18 protein-coding genes, 1 tRNA gene and 1 pseudogene are annotated in these 15256 nt (G+C 50.8%); 12 read left to right on the forward strand and 8 right to left on the reverse strand.

Annotated elements, in window-relative coordinates; translation table 11 throughout:
* Positions 1-42 precede the first annotated feature (42 nt).
* Complete coding sequence (cysS, locus tag NIM72_RS16950; protein ID WP_253421245.1) at positions 43-1428, forward strand: cysteine--tRNA ligase; 1386 nt, start codon at positions 43-45, stop codon at positions 1426-1428.
* A gap of 33 nt (positions 1429-1461) precedes the next feature.
* On the forward strand, positions 1462-2568 hold the full coding sequence (locus NIM72_RS16955; RefSeq protein WP_253421247.1) for an AAA family ATPase: 1107 nt from the start codon (positions 1462-1464) through the stop codon (positions 2566-2568).
* Between the two features lie 27 nt (positions 2569-2595).
* Here the strand turns inward: NIM72_RS16955 and ybcJ are convergent, their stop codons facing one another.
* Entirely contained in the window at positions 2596-2808 is a 213-nt protein-coding gene (ybcJ, locus tag NIM72_RS16960) for a ribosome-associated protein YbcJ (RefSeq protein ID WP_013357050.1), read from the reverse strand.
* Entirely contained in the window at positions 2809-3675 is an 867-nt protein-coding gene (gene folD, locus NIM72_RS16965) for a bifunctional methylenetetrahydrofolate dehydrogenase/methenyltetrahydrofolate cyclohydrolase FolD (protein WP_161732013.1), read from the reverse strand. It abuts the gene before it with no gap.
* Positions 3676-3848: 173 nt separating this feature from the next.
* Between folD and NIM72_RS16970 the strand changes: the two genes are divergently transcribed.
* Together NIM72_RS16970 and NIM72_RS16975 are read left to right on the forward strand one after the other, a co-directional pair.
* Positions 3849-4352: a DUF1198 family protein gene (locus tag NIM72_RS16970; RefSeq protein WP_222924399.1), complete on the forward strand. Its 504-nt coding sequence runs from the start codon at positions 3849-3851 to the stop codon at positions 4350-4352.
* Positions 4353-4446: 94 nt separating this feature from the next.
* Positions 4447-4523, forward strand: a tRNA-Arg gene (locus NIM72_RS16975).
* Between the two features lie 18 nt (positions 4524-4541).
* Here NIM72_RS16975 and NIM72_RS16980 read toward each other — a convergent pair.
* Positions 4542-4742: pseudogene (locus NIM72_RS16980) on the reverse strand (tyrosine-type recombinase/integrase); the annotation flags it as partial.
* Between the two features lie 105 nt (positions 4743-4847).
* Between NIM72_RS16980 and NIM72_RS16985 the strand changes: the two are divergent.
* Positions 4848-5987, forward strand: coding sequence for a hypothetical protein (locus tag NIM72_RS16985; RefSeq protein WP_222924397.1), 1140 nt, complete (start codon positions 4848-4850; stop codon positions 5985-5987).
* Positions 5988-6145: 158 nt separating this feature from the next.
* Here NIM72_RS16985 and NIM72_RS16990 read toward each other — a convergent pair whose 3' ends face one another.
* Positions 6146-6358, reverse strand: a complete 213-nt coding sequence (locus NIM72_RS16990) for a hypothetical protein (RefSeq protein ID WP_033779622.1) — start codon at positions 6356-6358, stop codon at positions 6146-6148.
* A 129-nt stretch (positions 6359-6487) separates the two neighbouring features.
* The gene (locus NIM72_RS16995; protein WP_222925493.1) at positions 6488-6715 is read right to left on the reverse strand and encodes a DUF333 domain-containing protein; all 228 of its coding nucleotides are present in this window, start codon (positions 6713-6715) and stop codon (positions 6488-6490) included.
* A 509-nt stretch (positions 6716-7224) separates the two neighbouring features.
* On the opposite strand from NIM72_RS16995, the gene NIM72_RS17000 reads away from it, so the two are divergent.
* Positions 7225-7548 carry a hypothetical protein gene (locus NIM72_RS17000; RefSeq protein WP_222924396.1) on the forward strand — a complete coding sequence of 108 codons (324 nt, stop codon included), beginning with the start codon at positions 7225-7227 and terminating at the stop codon, positions 7546-7548.
* On the opposite strand, the gene NIM72_RS17005 is transcribed toward NIM72_RS17000, so the two are convergent.
* Positions 7545-8363: a DUF4225 domain-containing protein gene (locus NIM72_RS17005; RefSeq protein WP_253421248.1), complete on the reverse strand. Its 819-nt coding sequence runs from the start codon at positions 8361-8363 to the stop codon at positions 7545-7547. The two genes, NIM72_RS17000 and NIM72_RS17005, sit on opposite strands and share 4 nt — an antisense overlap.
* A gap of 564 nt (positions 8364-8927) precedes the next feature.
* Here NIM72_RS17005 and NIM72_RS17010 point away from each other — a divergent pair.
* Complete coding sequence (locus tag NIM72_RS17010) at positions 8928-9251, forward strand: hypothetical protein (RefSeq protein WP_222924393.1); 324 nt, start codon at positions 8928-8930, stop codon at positions 9249-9251.
* A 306-nt stretch (positions 9252-9557) separates the two neighbouring features.
* Here NIM72_RS17010 and NIM72_RS17015 read toward each other — a convergent pair whose 3' ends face one another.
* Positions 9558-9884: a SymE family type I addiction module toxin gene (locus tag NIM72_RS17015; RefSeq protein WP_253421249.1), complete on the reverse strand. Its 327-nt coding sequence runs from the start codon at positions 9882-9884 to the stop codon at positions 9558-9560.
* A 516-nt stretch (positions 9885-10400) separates the two neighbouring features.
* On the opposite strand from NIM72_RS17015, the gene ddpX reads away from it, so the two are divergent.
* Positions 10401-10982: a D-alanyl-D-alanine dipeptidase gene (gene ddpX / locus NIM72_RS17020; protein WP_253421250.1), complete on the forward strand. Its 582-nt coding sequence runs from the start codon at positions 10401-10403 to the stop codon at positions 10980-10982.
* A 169-nt stretch (positions 10983-11151) separates the two neighbouring features.
* Here the strand turns inward: ddpX and NIM72_RS17025 are convergent, their stop codons facing one another.
* Positions 11152-11388: a DUF2171 domain-containing protein gene (locus NIM72_RS17025; RefSeq protein ID WP_003854080.1), complete on the reverse strand. Its 237-nt coding sequence runs from the start codon at positions 11386-11388 to the stop codon at positions 11152-11154.
* A gap of 355 nt (positions 11389-11743) precedes the next feature.
* Here NIM72_RS17025 and NIM72_RS17030 point away from each other — a divergent pair, with 355 nt between their 5' ends.
* The 4 genes from NIM72_RS17030 (at position 11744) to NIM72_RS17045 (ending at position 15254) form a co-directional block, all read left to right on the forward strand.
* Entirely contained in the window at positions 11744-12340 is a 597-nt protein-coding gene (locus NIM72_RS17030) for a DUF1349 domain-containing protein (RefSeq protein ID WP_253421252.1), read from the forward strand.
* A 96-nt stretch (positions 12341-12436) separates the two neighbouring features.
* Positions 12437-13456, forward strand: coding sequence for a DUF481 domain-containing protein (locus NIM72_RS17035; protein ID WP_253421254.1), 1020 nt, complete (start codon positions 12437-12439; stop codon positions 13454-13456).
* A gap of 101 nt (positions 13457-13557) precedes the next feature.
* Entirely contained in the window at positions 13558-14523 is a 966-nt protein-coding gene (locus NIM72_RS17040; RefSeq protein WP_253421256.1) for a magnesium and cobalt transport protein CorA, read from the forward strand.
* A 497-nt stretch (positions 14524-15020) separates the two neighbouring features.
* Complete coding sequence (locus NIM72_RS17045) at positions 15021-15254, forward strand: hypothetical protein (protein WP_222924380.1); 234 nt, start codon at positions 15021-15023, stop codon at positions 15252-15254.
* Positions 15255-15256 lie beyond the last annotated feature (2 nt).

Raw genomic sequence — 15256 nt, forward strand, 5'->3', positions numbered from 1 at the left:
ATACTTAAAAAAGCCAACCACACGCGAAAACGGAACCGTTCAATGCTTAAGATTTATAACACCCTGAGTCGACAGAAAGAGGAATTCAAACCCATTCATGCCGGTAACATCGGGATGTATGTTTGCGGCATCACGGTGTATGACCTCTGTCACATTGGTCATGGGCGGACGTTCGTGGCGTTTGACGTGGTGGCGCGCTACCTGCGTTACCTCGGTTATCAGCTTAACTATGTACGTAACATCACCGACATTGATGACAAAATCATCAAACGCGCCAATGAGAATGGCGAGAGCATCGAAACGCTGACCAACCGTATGATCGGCGAGATGCACAACGACTTCGCCGCGCTGGGCATTCTGCCACCTGATGAGGAACCGCGCGCCACCCGTCACATCGCTGAAATCATCGAGCTGGTGGAAACATTGATCGCTCGCGGTCATGCCTATGTGGCAGATAACGGCGACGTGATGTTTGATGTACTGAGCGACACCGATTATGGCGCGCTGTCGCGTCAGGATCTGGAGCAGCTGCAGGCGGGCGCACGCGTTGAAGTCGCTGATGTGAAGCGCAATCCGATGGACTTCGTGCTGTGGAAGATGTCTAAAGCGGATGAGCCCGCCTGGTCATCACCGTGGGGCAACGGCCGTCCTGGCTGGCACATTGAGTGCTCGGCGATGAACTGCAAACAGCTGGGCACCCATTTCGATATCCACGGCGGCGGTTCCGACCTGATGTTCCCGCACCATGAAAACGAAATCGCCCAGTCGAGCTGCGCTCATGACGGTCCTTACGTTAACTACTGGATGCACTCCGGCATGGTGATGGTTGACCGCGAGAAGATGTCGAAATCGCTCGGCAACTTCTTCACCGTACGAGACGTGCTGCAACATTATGATGCGGAGACGGTGCGTTACTTCCTGATGTCCGGTCACTATCGCAGCCAGCTTAACTACGGCGAAGATAACCTGAATCAGGCGCGCGCGGCGCTGGAACGCCTTTATACCGCGCTGCGTCACACCGACAGCAGCGTTAAAGCGCACGGCGGCGAAGCGTTTGAAGCGCGTTTCCGCAGCGCTATGGATGATGATTTCAATACCCCGGAAGCCTACTCGGTGCTGTTTGATATGGCGCGTGAAGTGAACCGTCTGAAAAGCGAAGACGGCGCGTCAGCGCATGGTCTGGCGTCGAAGCTGCGCGAGATGGCTAACGTGCTGGGTATTCTGCAGCAGGATCCTGAGCTGTTCCTGCAAAGCGGCGCGCAGGTTAATGATGAAGAGGTTGCCGAGATTGAGCATTGGGTGAAGGCCCGTGCCGATGCGCGTGCTGCGAAAGCCTGGGCAGAAGCGGATATCGCGCGCGACAAGCTTAACGCGCTGGGGGTCATCGTCGAGGATGGGCCACAGGGCTCCAGCTGGCGTCGAAAATAAACCGGAGAGGGCGAGCAATCGCCCTTTTTTATTATGGCGATTGAACAGATTCAGATCCGCGGTTTCCGCTCAATACGTAACCTGACGCTGTCACTGCAACAGCTGAATGTGGTGAGCGGTCCCAACGGCTGCGGTAAATCCAACCTCTACAAAGCGGTGCGGCTGCTGCACGAGGCGGCCAGCGGTCGTCTCGCGCTGGCACTGGCTGACGAAGGCGGCATTCAGAAAGCGATGTGGGCAGGCGGATTGCGCCGGGGCGATCGCCGACACGATCCGAAGCGGCTGGAGCTGGCCGTGGTGATGGATGATATGGATTACCAGCTGGAGATTGGCTTTCCCGAGCCGCTGTCGACCAGCCTGTTCAATCTTGATCCGCTGGTGAAGCAGGAGCGGCTCTGGCTCAGCGGCCAGCGTCGTCGTCCTTCTGCCTGCCTCATGCAGCGTGAAAATCAGACCGCCTTTCTGCATAACGTTGAGGGCGATCGCGTCGCCTGGGCGGCGGTGCTGCATCCGGAAGAGTCGCTGTTTGGTCAGCTTAGCGAACCCCATCGCTACCCGGAGCTTTCCCAGCTGCGCGAACGGCTGCTGCAGTGGCGCTTCTACCATGAGTTCGCCGTCTGGCCTGGCTCACCGATTCGTGCGCCGCAGATTGGCGTGTGTGCGCCAGTGCTGAGCCATAATGGCAGTAATCTGGCCGCGGCCTGGGCAACCATCGTGGAGCGCGGTCATTCAGAGCTGTTGTTTGAGGTGATGGCGCAGGCGTTTCCTGACAGCCAGTTTGACGTCGAAGTGCAGAACGGCCGCTTTCAGATGCTGATGTCCCGCCATGGCATTCTGCGTTCGCTGGAGAGTGCAGAGTTTTCAGATGGCACGCTGCGTTTTCTGTGTCTGGTTGTGGCGCTGCTCAGCCCGCGCCCGCCCGCCTTTATGGCGCTGAATGAGCCGGAAAACAGTCTGCATGAAGATCTGTTGCCTGCGCTGGCGCGCTTAATCGCCGAAGCCAGTCAGTACAGTCAGCTCTGGATCACCAGCCATTCAGCCCGGCTTGCAACGCTGATTGCGCGGCATACGGCGGTGAATCATATTGCACTGGAACAGCGGGAAGGAGAGACGCGTGTGGCGGGGGAAGCACTGCTGTGACAGCGTCCCCGCAGGGACGCCTGAAAATTACTCGACGACAGTGATGCGAAAACCAGCAAATTCCACAGTCTGACCGGCAACGATCTTGCAGCGCTTACGGGTCTCTACCGCGCCATTGACCTTCACTTCACCCTCGGCAATCACGACTTTCGCCTGTGCGCCGCTCTGAACCCAGCCTTCCAGCTTCAGCAGGTCACACAGATCGACGTGCGGGAATTTACCCAGTGAAAAACTTGCCATTTAAACGTCCTCTTTATCGTGAAACTCTTCGCACGCCTGCAGCGTGTTTTGAATCAGTGTTGCGACTGTCATCGGTCCGACACCGCCCGGTACCGGGGTAATGTAGGATGCGCGCTCTGATGCGCTGTCAAAATCAACGTCGCCCACCACTTTGCCGCTGTCCAGACGGTTAATGCCCACGTCGATGACGATGGCACCCGGTTTAATCCAGTCGCCCGGAATAAAGCCTGGCTTGCCCACCGCAACGACAAGCAGATCGGCATGCTCAACGTGATGGCGCAGATCTTTGGTAAAGCGATGGGTCACGGTGGTGGTGCAGCCCGCAAGCAGCAGCTCCATGCTCATCGGACGACCAACAATGTTAGACGCACCGACCACCACAGCATTCAGGCCATAGGTGTCGATGTTGTAGCGCTCCAGCAGCGTCACGATACCGCGCGGGGTGCAGGGACGCAGGGTTGGCGCACGCTGGCACAGGCGGCCAACGTTATAAGGGTGGAAGCCATCAACATCCTTATCTGGCGTGATGCGCTCCAGCACTTTCACATTATCGATGCCCGCTGGCAGCGGCAGCTGCACCAGGATGCCATCGATTTCAGCGTCCTGATTGAGCTTATCGATCAGCTCCAGAAGCTCAGCTTCGCGGGTGGTGGCAGGCAGATCGTAAGAGCGGGAGTGGAAACCGACCTCTTCACAGGCGCGGCGTTTGCTGGCCACATAGATCTGCGATGCCGGGTTTTCACCCACCAGAACCACGGCCAGACCTGGCGCACGTTTTCCGGCGGCCAGACGCTGCTTTACTTTTTCCGCAACCTCAACGCGCACCTGCTGCGCAATCGTTTTACCGTCAATAATTTTTGCTGCCATCAGAGAGGAAATCCACTGTGTTGTATTGAATCGGGGAAGGGGGCTATTTTGTCAGAAGCGTGGGCTGCTGTCAGTCACAGTTTCAGCCGCGTATGCGCTTTCCGGCTTTTTCGGCGCGACGAGTACCTGCCTCCATGCGTATGATATCTGCAGGACAATCCGGGGACGATGTAATGATTTGGATAATGCTTGCTACGCTGGCGGTGGTGTTTGTCGCTGGATTTCAGCTGCTCACCGCTGGCTCACGCCATGCCGCTCAGCGGCTCAGCAAACGGCTGCAGCTGCCACCGGTACAGGTGGAATCAATGATCTCTATGATGGGGAAAGAGGCGGCGAAAGAGTTTACCGACTATCTCAGCAAGGATAATGAAACGCATCTGCATAACGGCGCAGCGGTATTGCTGATCTGGCAGGTGTTGATTGTTGATGGCAGCGAGGAGAACAGCCAGCGCTGGCATGCGATTCTCAGTCGTGCCGGTTTTCCACCGCTTATCAGCCGCCAGCAGTTGCTGCTCGCGCTGGGCTTTCTGCGCCAGCTGGAGCCGGACAGCCAGGTGCTGCATGCACTTCGTGAGCAATACAATGCGCGTTTCACCTCACAAGGGATTGAGCTGGAAGGAGAATTTACCGGCACCAGTAAACTTGTGTCGCTCAGCGAATGGCGCAGGCGCCATTGACGTCAATTGGTCATTACCGCAGCACTTCGCTACGGAGAAACGGCAAAAACGTTGACGTACCCGCTTCCCGACGTATAATCCGTGCCATCTCCATGCGCCCTTAGCTCAGTTGGATAGAGCACCGGCCTTCTAAGCCGTAGGTCACAGGTTCGAATCCTGTAGGGCGTACCAAATAAAATCAACGAGTTATCACCTCCCTCCGACTACCAGATTTTCCACATGGGACAGATTTGGGACACGACTGCCAAAAATCGCATCAATTTGCCGTGCATGCTCCGTTAAATGGTTAGGTGCAGGGTGCGCATACCGCTGGACCATTTCGATACTTTCCCAGCCTCCCATTTCCTGCAGCGCAGAAAACGGAACTCCAGACTGAATTAGCCAGCTTGCTCCGTGTTGAGGGTACGCAAATTATCGACAAATCACAGATGGGATGTGAAAACCATAACTGATAGCTAGCGACCTTCGGGTGGCTTTTTTCTAAGGGGCAAGGAAATGAAAAAGTCTATTCTGGCATGTTTTATATCTGTTTTCATTTTGACAGGATGTGGTCCAAAGGAGCTTTCTCCTGAAGAGAAACAAAAAGTAGAGCAACTCAAGGTAGAATTATCACAAACAGAAAGTGAGATTTCGTCCGCGAATGCCACCAATCAGAACTACTCTGGTGGGCTGATCAAGACTTTAATCAGCGCCAGAGTTGAGATTCTCAAAACAAACCAGGCGCTAATTAAGCAGCGAATTGATGCTATTGAGTCAGGCGCAAAAATAACAATGGATGTACACGTAATAAAACCGGATGAGGCGGCGGCTGATTCAGTTAAGAGCGAAATAGATGCGTTAAATGCTCAGATTTCTCAGGCTAAAGCAGAAGCGAACCAATATAGCGGTGGCTTGGTTCTTGCGATGAAACTGGCAGCAATCGCAACTCAGGAGCAAACCATGGCGATGCTTCAACAGCGCTATTTGTCAGCCAGGTATGGACTTGCTAACGCTATGCCATCTGATTTGAAGCAGGGCAACGTTGCGGAAGCAAAGCCAATCGAGAAAGCAGTTCAGGCTAACAATAATCAGCCATTACTTCCGCCGGGAGATGGGCCATTTGGCCTGGAGTCAGGTTTAACCAAAAAGAATATCGAAGATATGACCGGTGAAGAGCTTAAGCCTTATGAGGGCGTGACAAATCTCTACACTGTAAAATTTCCACCGAAAAAGAACACTGAATTTGAGGGTTATGGTCTACTTATATCTCCAAAGTCTGGCCTATGCCAAATCAGAGCGTTAGGTAAAAACATTGATACAGACAGTTATGGACTTGCGCTCCAATCAAAATACAAAGAACTCTTCGATTCTCTCTCTTCAATCTATGGCAAACCTAAAAGCACCGATTTTTTACTTTCAGGCTCAATCTGGAAAGAACCTCAAGACTGGATGATGGCGCTGAACAAAAAGGAACGTTTCCTCTCAGCTCAATGGGAAGAATCGTCTGCAACACCTCTTAAAAACAGGCTCACATCTGTCTCAATGGAGGTAAGAGCCAATGACTCCAGTAAGGGATATGTTTATCTTCAGTATGACTTCAACAACATAGATGCTTGCAACGCAGAAATTGAAGAAGCTAAGAAAAGCTCGTTATAAACCTTTTTCTCAATATTGCTATATAAACGCTTATAAAATTTTTTAACTACACCTCGCTTCGGCGAGGTTTTTTATGAGCAAAATATTCGATCAAAACGATCAAATCATCATTTCATAAATCGGCATACAAATAGAGATTATTTCAGAATGTCGCTTCGTTATCGTTGGTTAGCTTTGCGATATAGCCAGACACCGATAAAGGCCAGCAGAGCAGAAAGCACCGCCTTAAGTGCAATCACTGTGAATTCGAAACTATCCATAGCGCCTTCACCATCACCGCTAATGTGGCCTTCTACCAGGGATCTGATGATGCTTTCAGGTATGAGAAACCAGGTTGCGGAGAAGATTATAATAAATATCAGTATTTTCATCGCACTACACACTTTGTGAAATCAGGAACATCAATGCGGCCGTATGCTGGTAATCCTTCTTTCATAAAGCCACGTCCCATTCTTACGGCTCCTTGATAGCTGCCCTGATATGCCTTCCGACTAACGAGTCTATTGGTTATCCCTTCTGTACAGCGCCCACTCCTCGATGCGCTCTCCGCCTGGCAGAGTACAGTAACCTGATTCACCATCCGGGCCCTTCACTATGTCCAGCTTGCCGCCCATCTTTTCACAATACACAGAGGCTGGGTTAGCCATGCCCACAACGTGTTGTCTGTCATTATGGGGTACACAGGCTGTGAGTAATAAAATGGTCGCTGCGATTGTAATTGTTTTCATTTTTAACCTTATCTGAAGAGATTGATGAGGGTTAATCGTTATATCCACGCTGCTTCATCTCGCGCTAGTTTTTCTGTTTAATTAAACGGCTATTGTGACCCTGTGTAGCCATTGAAATCAGATCATAACCTGGGCTTAATCCCGCCAGTTAGTGTGGATTTATACATACATCGTGTTCATTAGGTGCATCACCACTTTCCCTTACCTTTGGGATCGCATCTCATCTGGGTACAGCCAGAGCTGCGTTGGCCACATAAACCGGCTACAGGCGCTGCTTCAGCAGCTGCATTGCTGGCCGCTTATTCGTCAGCTGTAACCGGCGCATTGATAGAGCACTTAAGGAGGGGCAGCCATCGCGGGATTAACGGGTTACACCACACCAATGACAGCAGCGCAGACAATATCATCGGGCGGTACCGGTGCCGCCCATGTAAAGAGGGGGGTTAGCCTGGCTCAGGTACACTGTGCTATATTTTGCTCGTATCGCAACGGCATTCAGGATGAATCAGATGAACGAATTTGAGCAAAAACTCTTTAATAATGGCTTCTCTGCTAAAGAGATCGGTAAACTCAAAAGTATTATAAAAAAAGACGAGTCAAAAAAAGATACACTTCAAAGCCTCGTGATTGATCTAAGTAAACGCTTCTGGGGCGGAGTTATTGCTCTTATTATTTTGATGCTTATTGGACTGGATGGCATTTTCAATGCAGATGCTTCAAATGCCATTCCATATATCGTTGTTCTGACGTTTGCATTCCTTGTGGTCTATTTTGTTACGCCTATGAGACTGGCATGGAAATCCTACAAGTTTGTCAGAAAAACCAGAAGTTAGTTTTGAGAGGGGCTATTTTGCATTTGATAAAGGTTGATACTTATTCCAGTCCCCTTATAGGCTGCTCCAGCGCCTTTAAAAGCAAGTGCTGGTTTACTCATAACCTGTACTTTGCGGTAATAGTCAGTTGGCAGATATTTGTATAGCCTCCAGGCCTCTGGCTTCAACGTCAGCTTGAAAATGCCATAGTATGAAGTGGTCAAATCAACTACCTGATAGGCTAGCAATCCCAGTCGCTTATCAAAGCCAAAGAAATCTGCCACATCCTCATATTTATCTCTTATTGGGTTAGATGGATGAGCCACACCGCTAAGTCTACCTATGCTCTCAATCCCTGATCCCACTCCATTCATCACCAGGGTGGAACCCGCTACAACACCTAAAATATTACCCGTGGTGAGAGAACCCACAATCAGACCGACCCCAGCCACGATTTGTAAGCCACTCAACACCACGCCGATGCCATTGATTACATACCCAATGACCTTTTCATGGTCATGGTAAAACTGCACCGAAGACGATACGACAGCTTCACCAGTTCTGAGCATTCTGTCCTGAATCTTAAGATACTGGCTTTCCTGCTTCAGATTCTGGATACACTCCTGACACTGATCATCCGAAGTCGAATTGCGAATCGTATGGAGCTGTAGTCGAGCGAAATCACGCACTTCATCCTGAAATTTTACTCTTAAAAGAGCATCTTTAAGATGAAATTGTGAAAGTGAGATTGCTACATTAACTAACTGATTAGCTTCAATATTTGCAATCGTCAGAAAGTAGTTTGAGAGTCTTCTGGTGTCCCAATAGTTGTCCATAACAATACCTTTATATAAGCGTCTTTCTCACCAGACATGGTTAATCAGATCCTAAAATAGCTGGAGTTTTTAGAGATTACAAATTGAAGATTTTAAGGAGTGGTGACAGTTTTAGTAAGGGGTGCCTCAGAAGCATGCAACAAATTCAAATAAAAAATTTCTTATATAACAATAGGCTTTCTAACAGGAGTAAATCCTTTAGGGTACCCAATTCTACCTTTTGTTTAGCATCCACATACTCTTTGTTTTTATACTGCCGTCATAATACCTTAATGGTTTGCTTTCTTTCGTACGCACGTATTCAATAGCAGTACTTTGACTATGCGGTAGTTTGGATATGGTACCAATTTATGGCTTTGTCTGGAGGCTCGTAAAGTCAAAACCTGTTATCGACAGTTCTGATGTTTGCATTCGCCGATTAATTGCTCGCGCTGTAGGTTTTCAGCTAGTTGAAAAAAGGTTAATCCAAGGTTAGATAAACACTGATGGCGAAGCAGATCATATAAAAAGGTTGGTCAGGATGGTATCTTCGTACGCATAGAAACATACTTCAGGAGGAATCTGATGAACGAATTTGAGCAAAAGCTTTTTCAAAGTGGTTTCTCAGCTAAAGATCTGCGAAAACTAAAAGATACGCTTACCAGAGATGAGAACAAATTATACACCCCGCAGTCTCTCGTCCAGGAACTCAGTAAGCGTTTTTGGGCTGGAATTATTTGCATGGCGACTTTAATTTCTTTTTTCATTTATGGAGTAGCAAAAGGACATCAGCAAAGCCTGATATCATATGCAATCGTCCTGATGGTAGGAGCAGTTGTAGTATATTTAGTGATACCGATGAATCTTGCATGGAAATCATATAAATTCACCAGAGCATGTAAGCGCTAATTTTTATACACTGCTAATTGCCTGATTCCTGTTTTAGGCACGCATTTATAGTTGTACGATCCTTACAGGAAATTAGTGGGTACATCGATAATCTGTATTTTGCGATAGTAACCATCTAATAATTCTCCTGAAATCATTCCAATCTATAGATTATCTGTCCTCTCATTATAAAAGGCGATTAAAACAGGGGAGCGCTACGTTGGCGGGGCAAAAGATCCTTTAAATATAGAAACACGGATAATCATTGCCAGCAATACTAATCTGCCGCTCCCCAAACAGAAGCGGCATCCTTTCACCTCAACACCGCTAACCCGCAGTCACACCCGACAATGCCAGCACCTGCTTCTGTTTCTTTGCAGGCAGCTTATTCAGCTGCGCTAAAGCATTAACCAGTTGCTCATCGACAGGCTCGGGTGGCTTCACGGTCAGCACGATACGGCCCTCTGTAACGCTCACCTCAACTTCGGTTCCGGTGGTGAATCCGGCTGCTGCCAGCCACTGGCCTTTCATAATGATCGACGGAATACGGATATAGTCTGGATACCGGCTGGCGTAACTCACCGTTAATTTACGCCGGGTAACGGAAGGGGCTTCTGGATTTAAGCCAACTGCATTACACTCTGACTCAGTCATAATCTCTATTCTCGCTAAATAGTGGTTGTGATTAGCGATGCAGGGGTGCTCCAACACCTCTGTATCGCGCTAAATACCTGTACATATAATCAACTAATACGAATAAAGTCCAGCTGAAAATCGATGTAAATCAGCGAGTTTATTCACAATTTAAACGCTATTATTTGCGGCGCAGATCGCAAAATAAAGTAATTAACTGCTGCACTTTCATGTGAAGTAAAATTGATAAAGGATTCGAATTTCCTGGGGTTGAAATATCGCCTTTCATCTGACTGTAATTATTTATAAAACGCTATAGTTCCTGAATTCAGGTAACTGATTATTCCACCTGTACTCATCTCTCAAGCCTTTAAACCTGCCAGCCAGCATCCTGAGTAAACAAACTGCCACATCACGACCAGACTCAGAAAACCATCACATCTTTTTTTCCTCCCGCCGCAGTGCCATGATAACCGCCTCATAACTATCTTCTCCGGCCAGCCCGCCACAGAGCACATAAACAGGGAGCACTTCATCATGGAAAGTAAAAATCTTGTTGATATTGCTGAGGCCTTTCCTCAGTTAGCCATCGATCTGAAATACGCTACCGCCGACAACCTTACCGGACAGCCAATCTACCGCGATGCGCGCTGTCTGCTGCACGTTGATGCGGCAAGAGCGCTGGCGAAAAGCATCGGGATTGCAAACGTGGCGGGCTATTCACTGCTGATCCTCGATGCGTACCGACCACCTGCCGCGCAGGCAATCCTGTGGCAGGCCTGCCCGAATCAGGACTATGTCGCACCGCTGACGCGCGGATCAAACCACAGCCGCGGCACCGCAGTAGACGTGACGCTTATCGACGAGCGTGGCGAAATCGTTGATATGGGTACCGGCTTCGATGAGATGAGTGAGCACTCCCATCCTTATCACCCTGCGGTGCCCGTTCAGGCACAGCGTAACCGTCTGATGCTTAATGCCATCATGCTGGGTGGTGGCTTCACCGGCATTGCGACCGAATGGTGGCATTTTGAATTGCCCGGATCAGAAAGCTATCTGCTGATCGACGGCGTATTTGGCTGTTATTCCTTACTGCAACCAGAAAATATCAGCCTCTGAGAAAACAGAACAATTTGAGTATATTCAGGGGAAATGCAGAAAGCGTTGTTTCTTCATCAAATGCAGAAGGGCAGAGCGATAAAATGAGCGGGTTCGGGCAGGGTGATAAGAAAAAATAGCTTAACGCAAAGAAAATAAATAAGCCGTGGCAGATGCCACGGCTAATGTTTTATGCAGACTGCCACTCACTTTCAACATCCGCTTTGGCTTTAGAAAGGATGACTTTATTATCATCAACCTCTTTCACCCAGCTGAATGGAATAATGTGGTGTTTGCCGCCCGCTTCAGGATCGCTTTTCGCCAGCTTAATTTTGTCGTCGCCTTCGAAGTGGTCGACAATCCCGACATGTTCGCCATTCACATCAACAACCTGCGCGTGATCTAAAATTTCTGATTTATCTACCATGGTGGCTTAATCCTTATATTTAATGAGTTCAGTTGCCCTCAGACAAAACAAGTCTGGTTGTTAAATGCGATTTGCGCCAGGCTATTAACAAAATGAAATAGTTGAGTGAGCTGGACCTGGTCGCTGTTATTTATTTCCGGCAGAAGAATAAAAGGTATATAAGCGAAACCGCTAACGGAACCGGCGTGTCTGCAGCCACGGGTCTGCTGACCTCACTGCCTGCCACATCGGCATCATCAGATTTGCCGCAATCGTCTGCCGCCCGTTCACCAATCAACGCTATGATAATCAGGTCAATCGCCACGCCGCAGATCGGCCAGAACGCGGGCGGTTTAACTTACCCAAAGGAGTGCCTATGACAGCAGTCAGTTCCATTACCGCTGAAGGTAGCGTCTGGATTAATCAGCCGCCGGTACACAGTCTGGATTGCGATACGCTGAGGTTTGAAACCGCGCTGAACAGCGATTTCTGGCAGCGTACCTGGTACGGCTTCGAACGGCACAGCGGCCACGCTTTTGGCTTCTGGGTGGAAAACGACTTTACCGTTCAGGTGCAGGTGAGGGCGGATTTCAGTCAGCTCTACGATCAGGCTGGTCTGTTTATTCAGGATAGCGAAACGCACTGGGTTAAGGCGGGCATTGAGTTTAACGATGATCAGCCTGCCATTGGCAGCGTAGTCACGCGTGAGTTTTCCGACTGGTCTACCGGTGTATTTCCCGGTGATGCGCGTCAGTTCTGGCTGCGCGCCACGCTGGAAAAGGCGGCATTACGAATCCAGTACTCCACCGACGGCCTGACCTGGCCACTGTTGCGGCTCTGCCCGTGGCCGGGTCAGACGCGGCGTTTTGTCGGCGTGATGGGCTGTTCGCCTGAACGCGAGGGACTGGCGATCCGTTTCAGCGATTTCACGCTGGGTCCGCCGCTCGGTAAAGCACTGCACGACCTCTCCTGACCGCATTGCATATCATCGCGGAATCCGCTTAATTGTCAGGTCCGAATTTACGGTGACGCGTCGTCCGAACCGAACGACGCCTTTACAGGGAAAGCTATGCGTTGCGCCACCTTATTGACCCGGCTGCTGGTCATCTTCTGCTGTGCCGGATGGGCAGAGCAGGCCGCAGCCGATACCGTCTGGCTGACTAATGGCGATCGACTGACTGGCACGATCCGCTACCTCAGCGACGGCAAGCTGGCGATAGAGACACACTACGCAGGCACCGTCACCCTGGCGTGGAATGCGGTCAGTACGCTTGCCAGCGACAATCCGGTCAATGTCGAAAACAAAAAGACCGGCGAACACTATCAGGTGCGGCTCTCTTCGTCCGATCCCGGTTATGTCTGGGTGGAACGCAATGAGCAGGAGCAGCAGGTCTCCGTCAGGCGCATCGATGAGTTTATGAAAGCCAAAGTGCGCAGCGATCAGCTCGCCTGGACCGGCAATATCGATGCCGGTGTGAAGGTCAAAAAAGCTTCGACGAAAACTGACGACTACAGCTTTGCGCTCAACACCAAACTGAACAAGGGAAAATGGCGGCACGACATCGGCGCGACCTATAACCGTGAGCAGGAAAATGCGAGCGTTAACACAGATAACTACAGCCTGCGCTACGCCTTCGACTATCTGGTCAGTGAGCAGTTCTTCTGGCAGACCCGCGCGACCTACAAGCGCGACTGGGTGGAGAACCTCTCACGCCAGGCGCTGCTCGGCACCGGCCCCGGTTATCAGCTTTGGGACACCGAACTCAGCGCGTTCTCACTCTCCGTGCTCGGCGGGGCCTTTGAGTATGGCTACAGCGACGATCGCGAAGAGCGGCACTTTGGCGGCTCGCTGCGCTGGAACTATCAGCGCTATCTGCTGGGTAAGTCGGTCACGCTTTACAGCAATGGCGATGTCGGCCATTCGCTGGATGATGACGGCGTATTTATGCTGGATGCCGAAGTCGGGCTGCGCTACAGCCTGACGTCGTGGTCAACCCTGCACCTTGGCTATCATCGCAATCTGGTCAGCGGCATTCCCGATACCCTGAACGAAGGCATTTTCTCCACCGGATTAGGCCTGAAGTGGTAACCCGCTGATAGTGGAGTCGCAGCAAATCCTTACTGTTTTTATCCGGTTACAGGCCCGGCTTTAGCTAAGCTGCATGTACTGTCATAACGGGAATGCAGAAGATGATCGTAAGCAGCAGGGTGTATCGTCCGGGAAGTGCGGGCGAAGAGGTCGACGTCGAAGATATCAGTGAAGTGATCAAAGAACCGGAAGCGTTTATCTGGCTCGGGCTGTGGCAGCCAGATGCTGAATTTATGGCGAAAATTAAAGAGGAGTTCGGCCTGCACGAACTGGCCGTTGAAGATGCGCTTAATGCCCACCAGCGCCCTAAAATTGAACATTATGGTGACTCACTCTTTATCGTGGTCAAGACGGTATGTGCGAAGGATGACAGCTGCGAACTGGGCGAAACCCATTTCTTTGTCGGAAAAAAATTCCTGATCAGCATCCGTCACGGCGCATCTGAAAGCTATACCCCGGTGCGGCAGCGGGCGTGTGAAAATCCGGCGCTGCTGAAGTTTGGCCCAGCGTGGCCGCTCTACTGCCTGCTTGATTTCATTGTCGATCGTTATGCCGCGCTCTCCACCTCGCTGAATGAGCGGGTCGGGCAGATGGAGAACGAACTCTTCACCAGCGAATTTGACCGTAAGTCGGTCCAGTCGGTCTACACCATGCGGCGTCATCTGCTGTCACTACGCAATGCAGCGCTGCCGGTGGAAGAGATCTGTAACCAGCTTATCCACCTGCATGAAGATCTGATCCCGCGTCCGCTGCGCGCCTATATCCGCGACGTGCAGGATCACGCCCGTCATGTGGTGACCGACGCGGAAGATATGCGCGAGATGCTGACCAGCGCCATGCAGGTCAACCTGGCGCTGGTGACGGTGCAGCAGAATGAGGTGGTCAAAAAGCTGGCGGGCTGGGGCGCGATCCTGGTGATTCCGACCGTGGTGTTCAGCATGTATGGCATGAACTTCGAACATATGCCAGAGCTGAAGTCGCTGTATGGCTATCCGCTGGCGGTTGGGCTGACGCTGCTGGCCTGTGGCGGGTTGTGGGCTAAACTGCGACGCTCTGGCTGGCTGTGATTGTCGTCTGGCAGGGGCGGATGCCGGGGCGCCTCATCCAATCCTGATACGGCGTCATCTCGCATGCTTAATGCAGCTGCCCGTGTGTGTACCTGATGCGCGCAAAGACGACGATCATTAATTCTGACGACGTGCTGGAAGCGTCACAATCCTGGCGCGATTTGAACGGATGAAACAGGCTGCGATGACATTAAAACGTTCAACGTTCTGTTATTCCGAAGACAGAAGCGCCGGGGATTGATTACAGCGTCTGAGTTGAATGGATTATGTCAGACCAGTGCCTCCGGTAACAGAAGCGCGGGCGTCATTTACCGACATTTGCCTGTCAGGCAAGGCTCCAGACGCCGCAACGATGCTAACCGGTTGACGCTGCGCTTGTTCTGCCGCTTCCCTTGTAATCCTGTGAATTTGGTTCAGACTCAGCACTCTATTCATGTTTTATCATCAGAGCTGGCCTGACTCCCAATCAGCGTTATGCTTTCACAGTCAGGATCAAAGTGAATGAATTTACGAGTTTTACCTTCTATCCGGTTACCGGCTGGCATATTGGTCCCCTGAAATCACATCGGGCACTGGTACTGAAATTCGGTTATATCGACCCCGACGCCCCGCGAGAACAGGGCCCGCAGGAGACGTTGTTTCTGGGGCTGACCCTTGAAATGGCGAAGAAGCTGGCCACCAGTCTTTCTGAGCATATCGACTACGCTGAAAAAAACGGCATCGGACACTAGTT

The organism is Pantoea sp. B550 (genome assembly GCF_024158165.1).
Classification (GTDB): domain Bacteria; phylum Pseudomonadota; class Gammaproteobacteria; order Enterobacterales; family Enterobacteriaceae; genus Pantoea; species Pantoea alfalfae.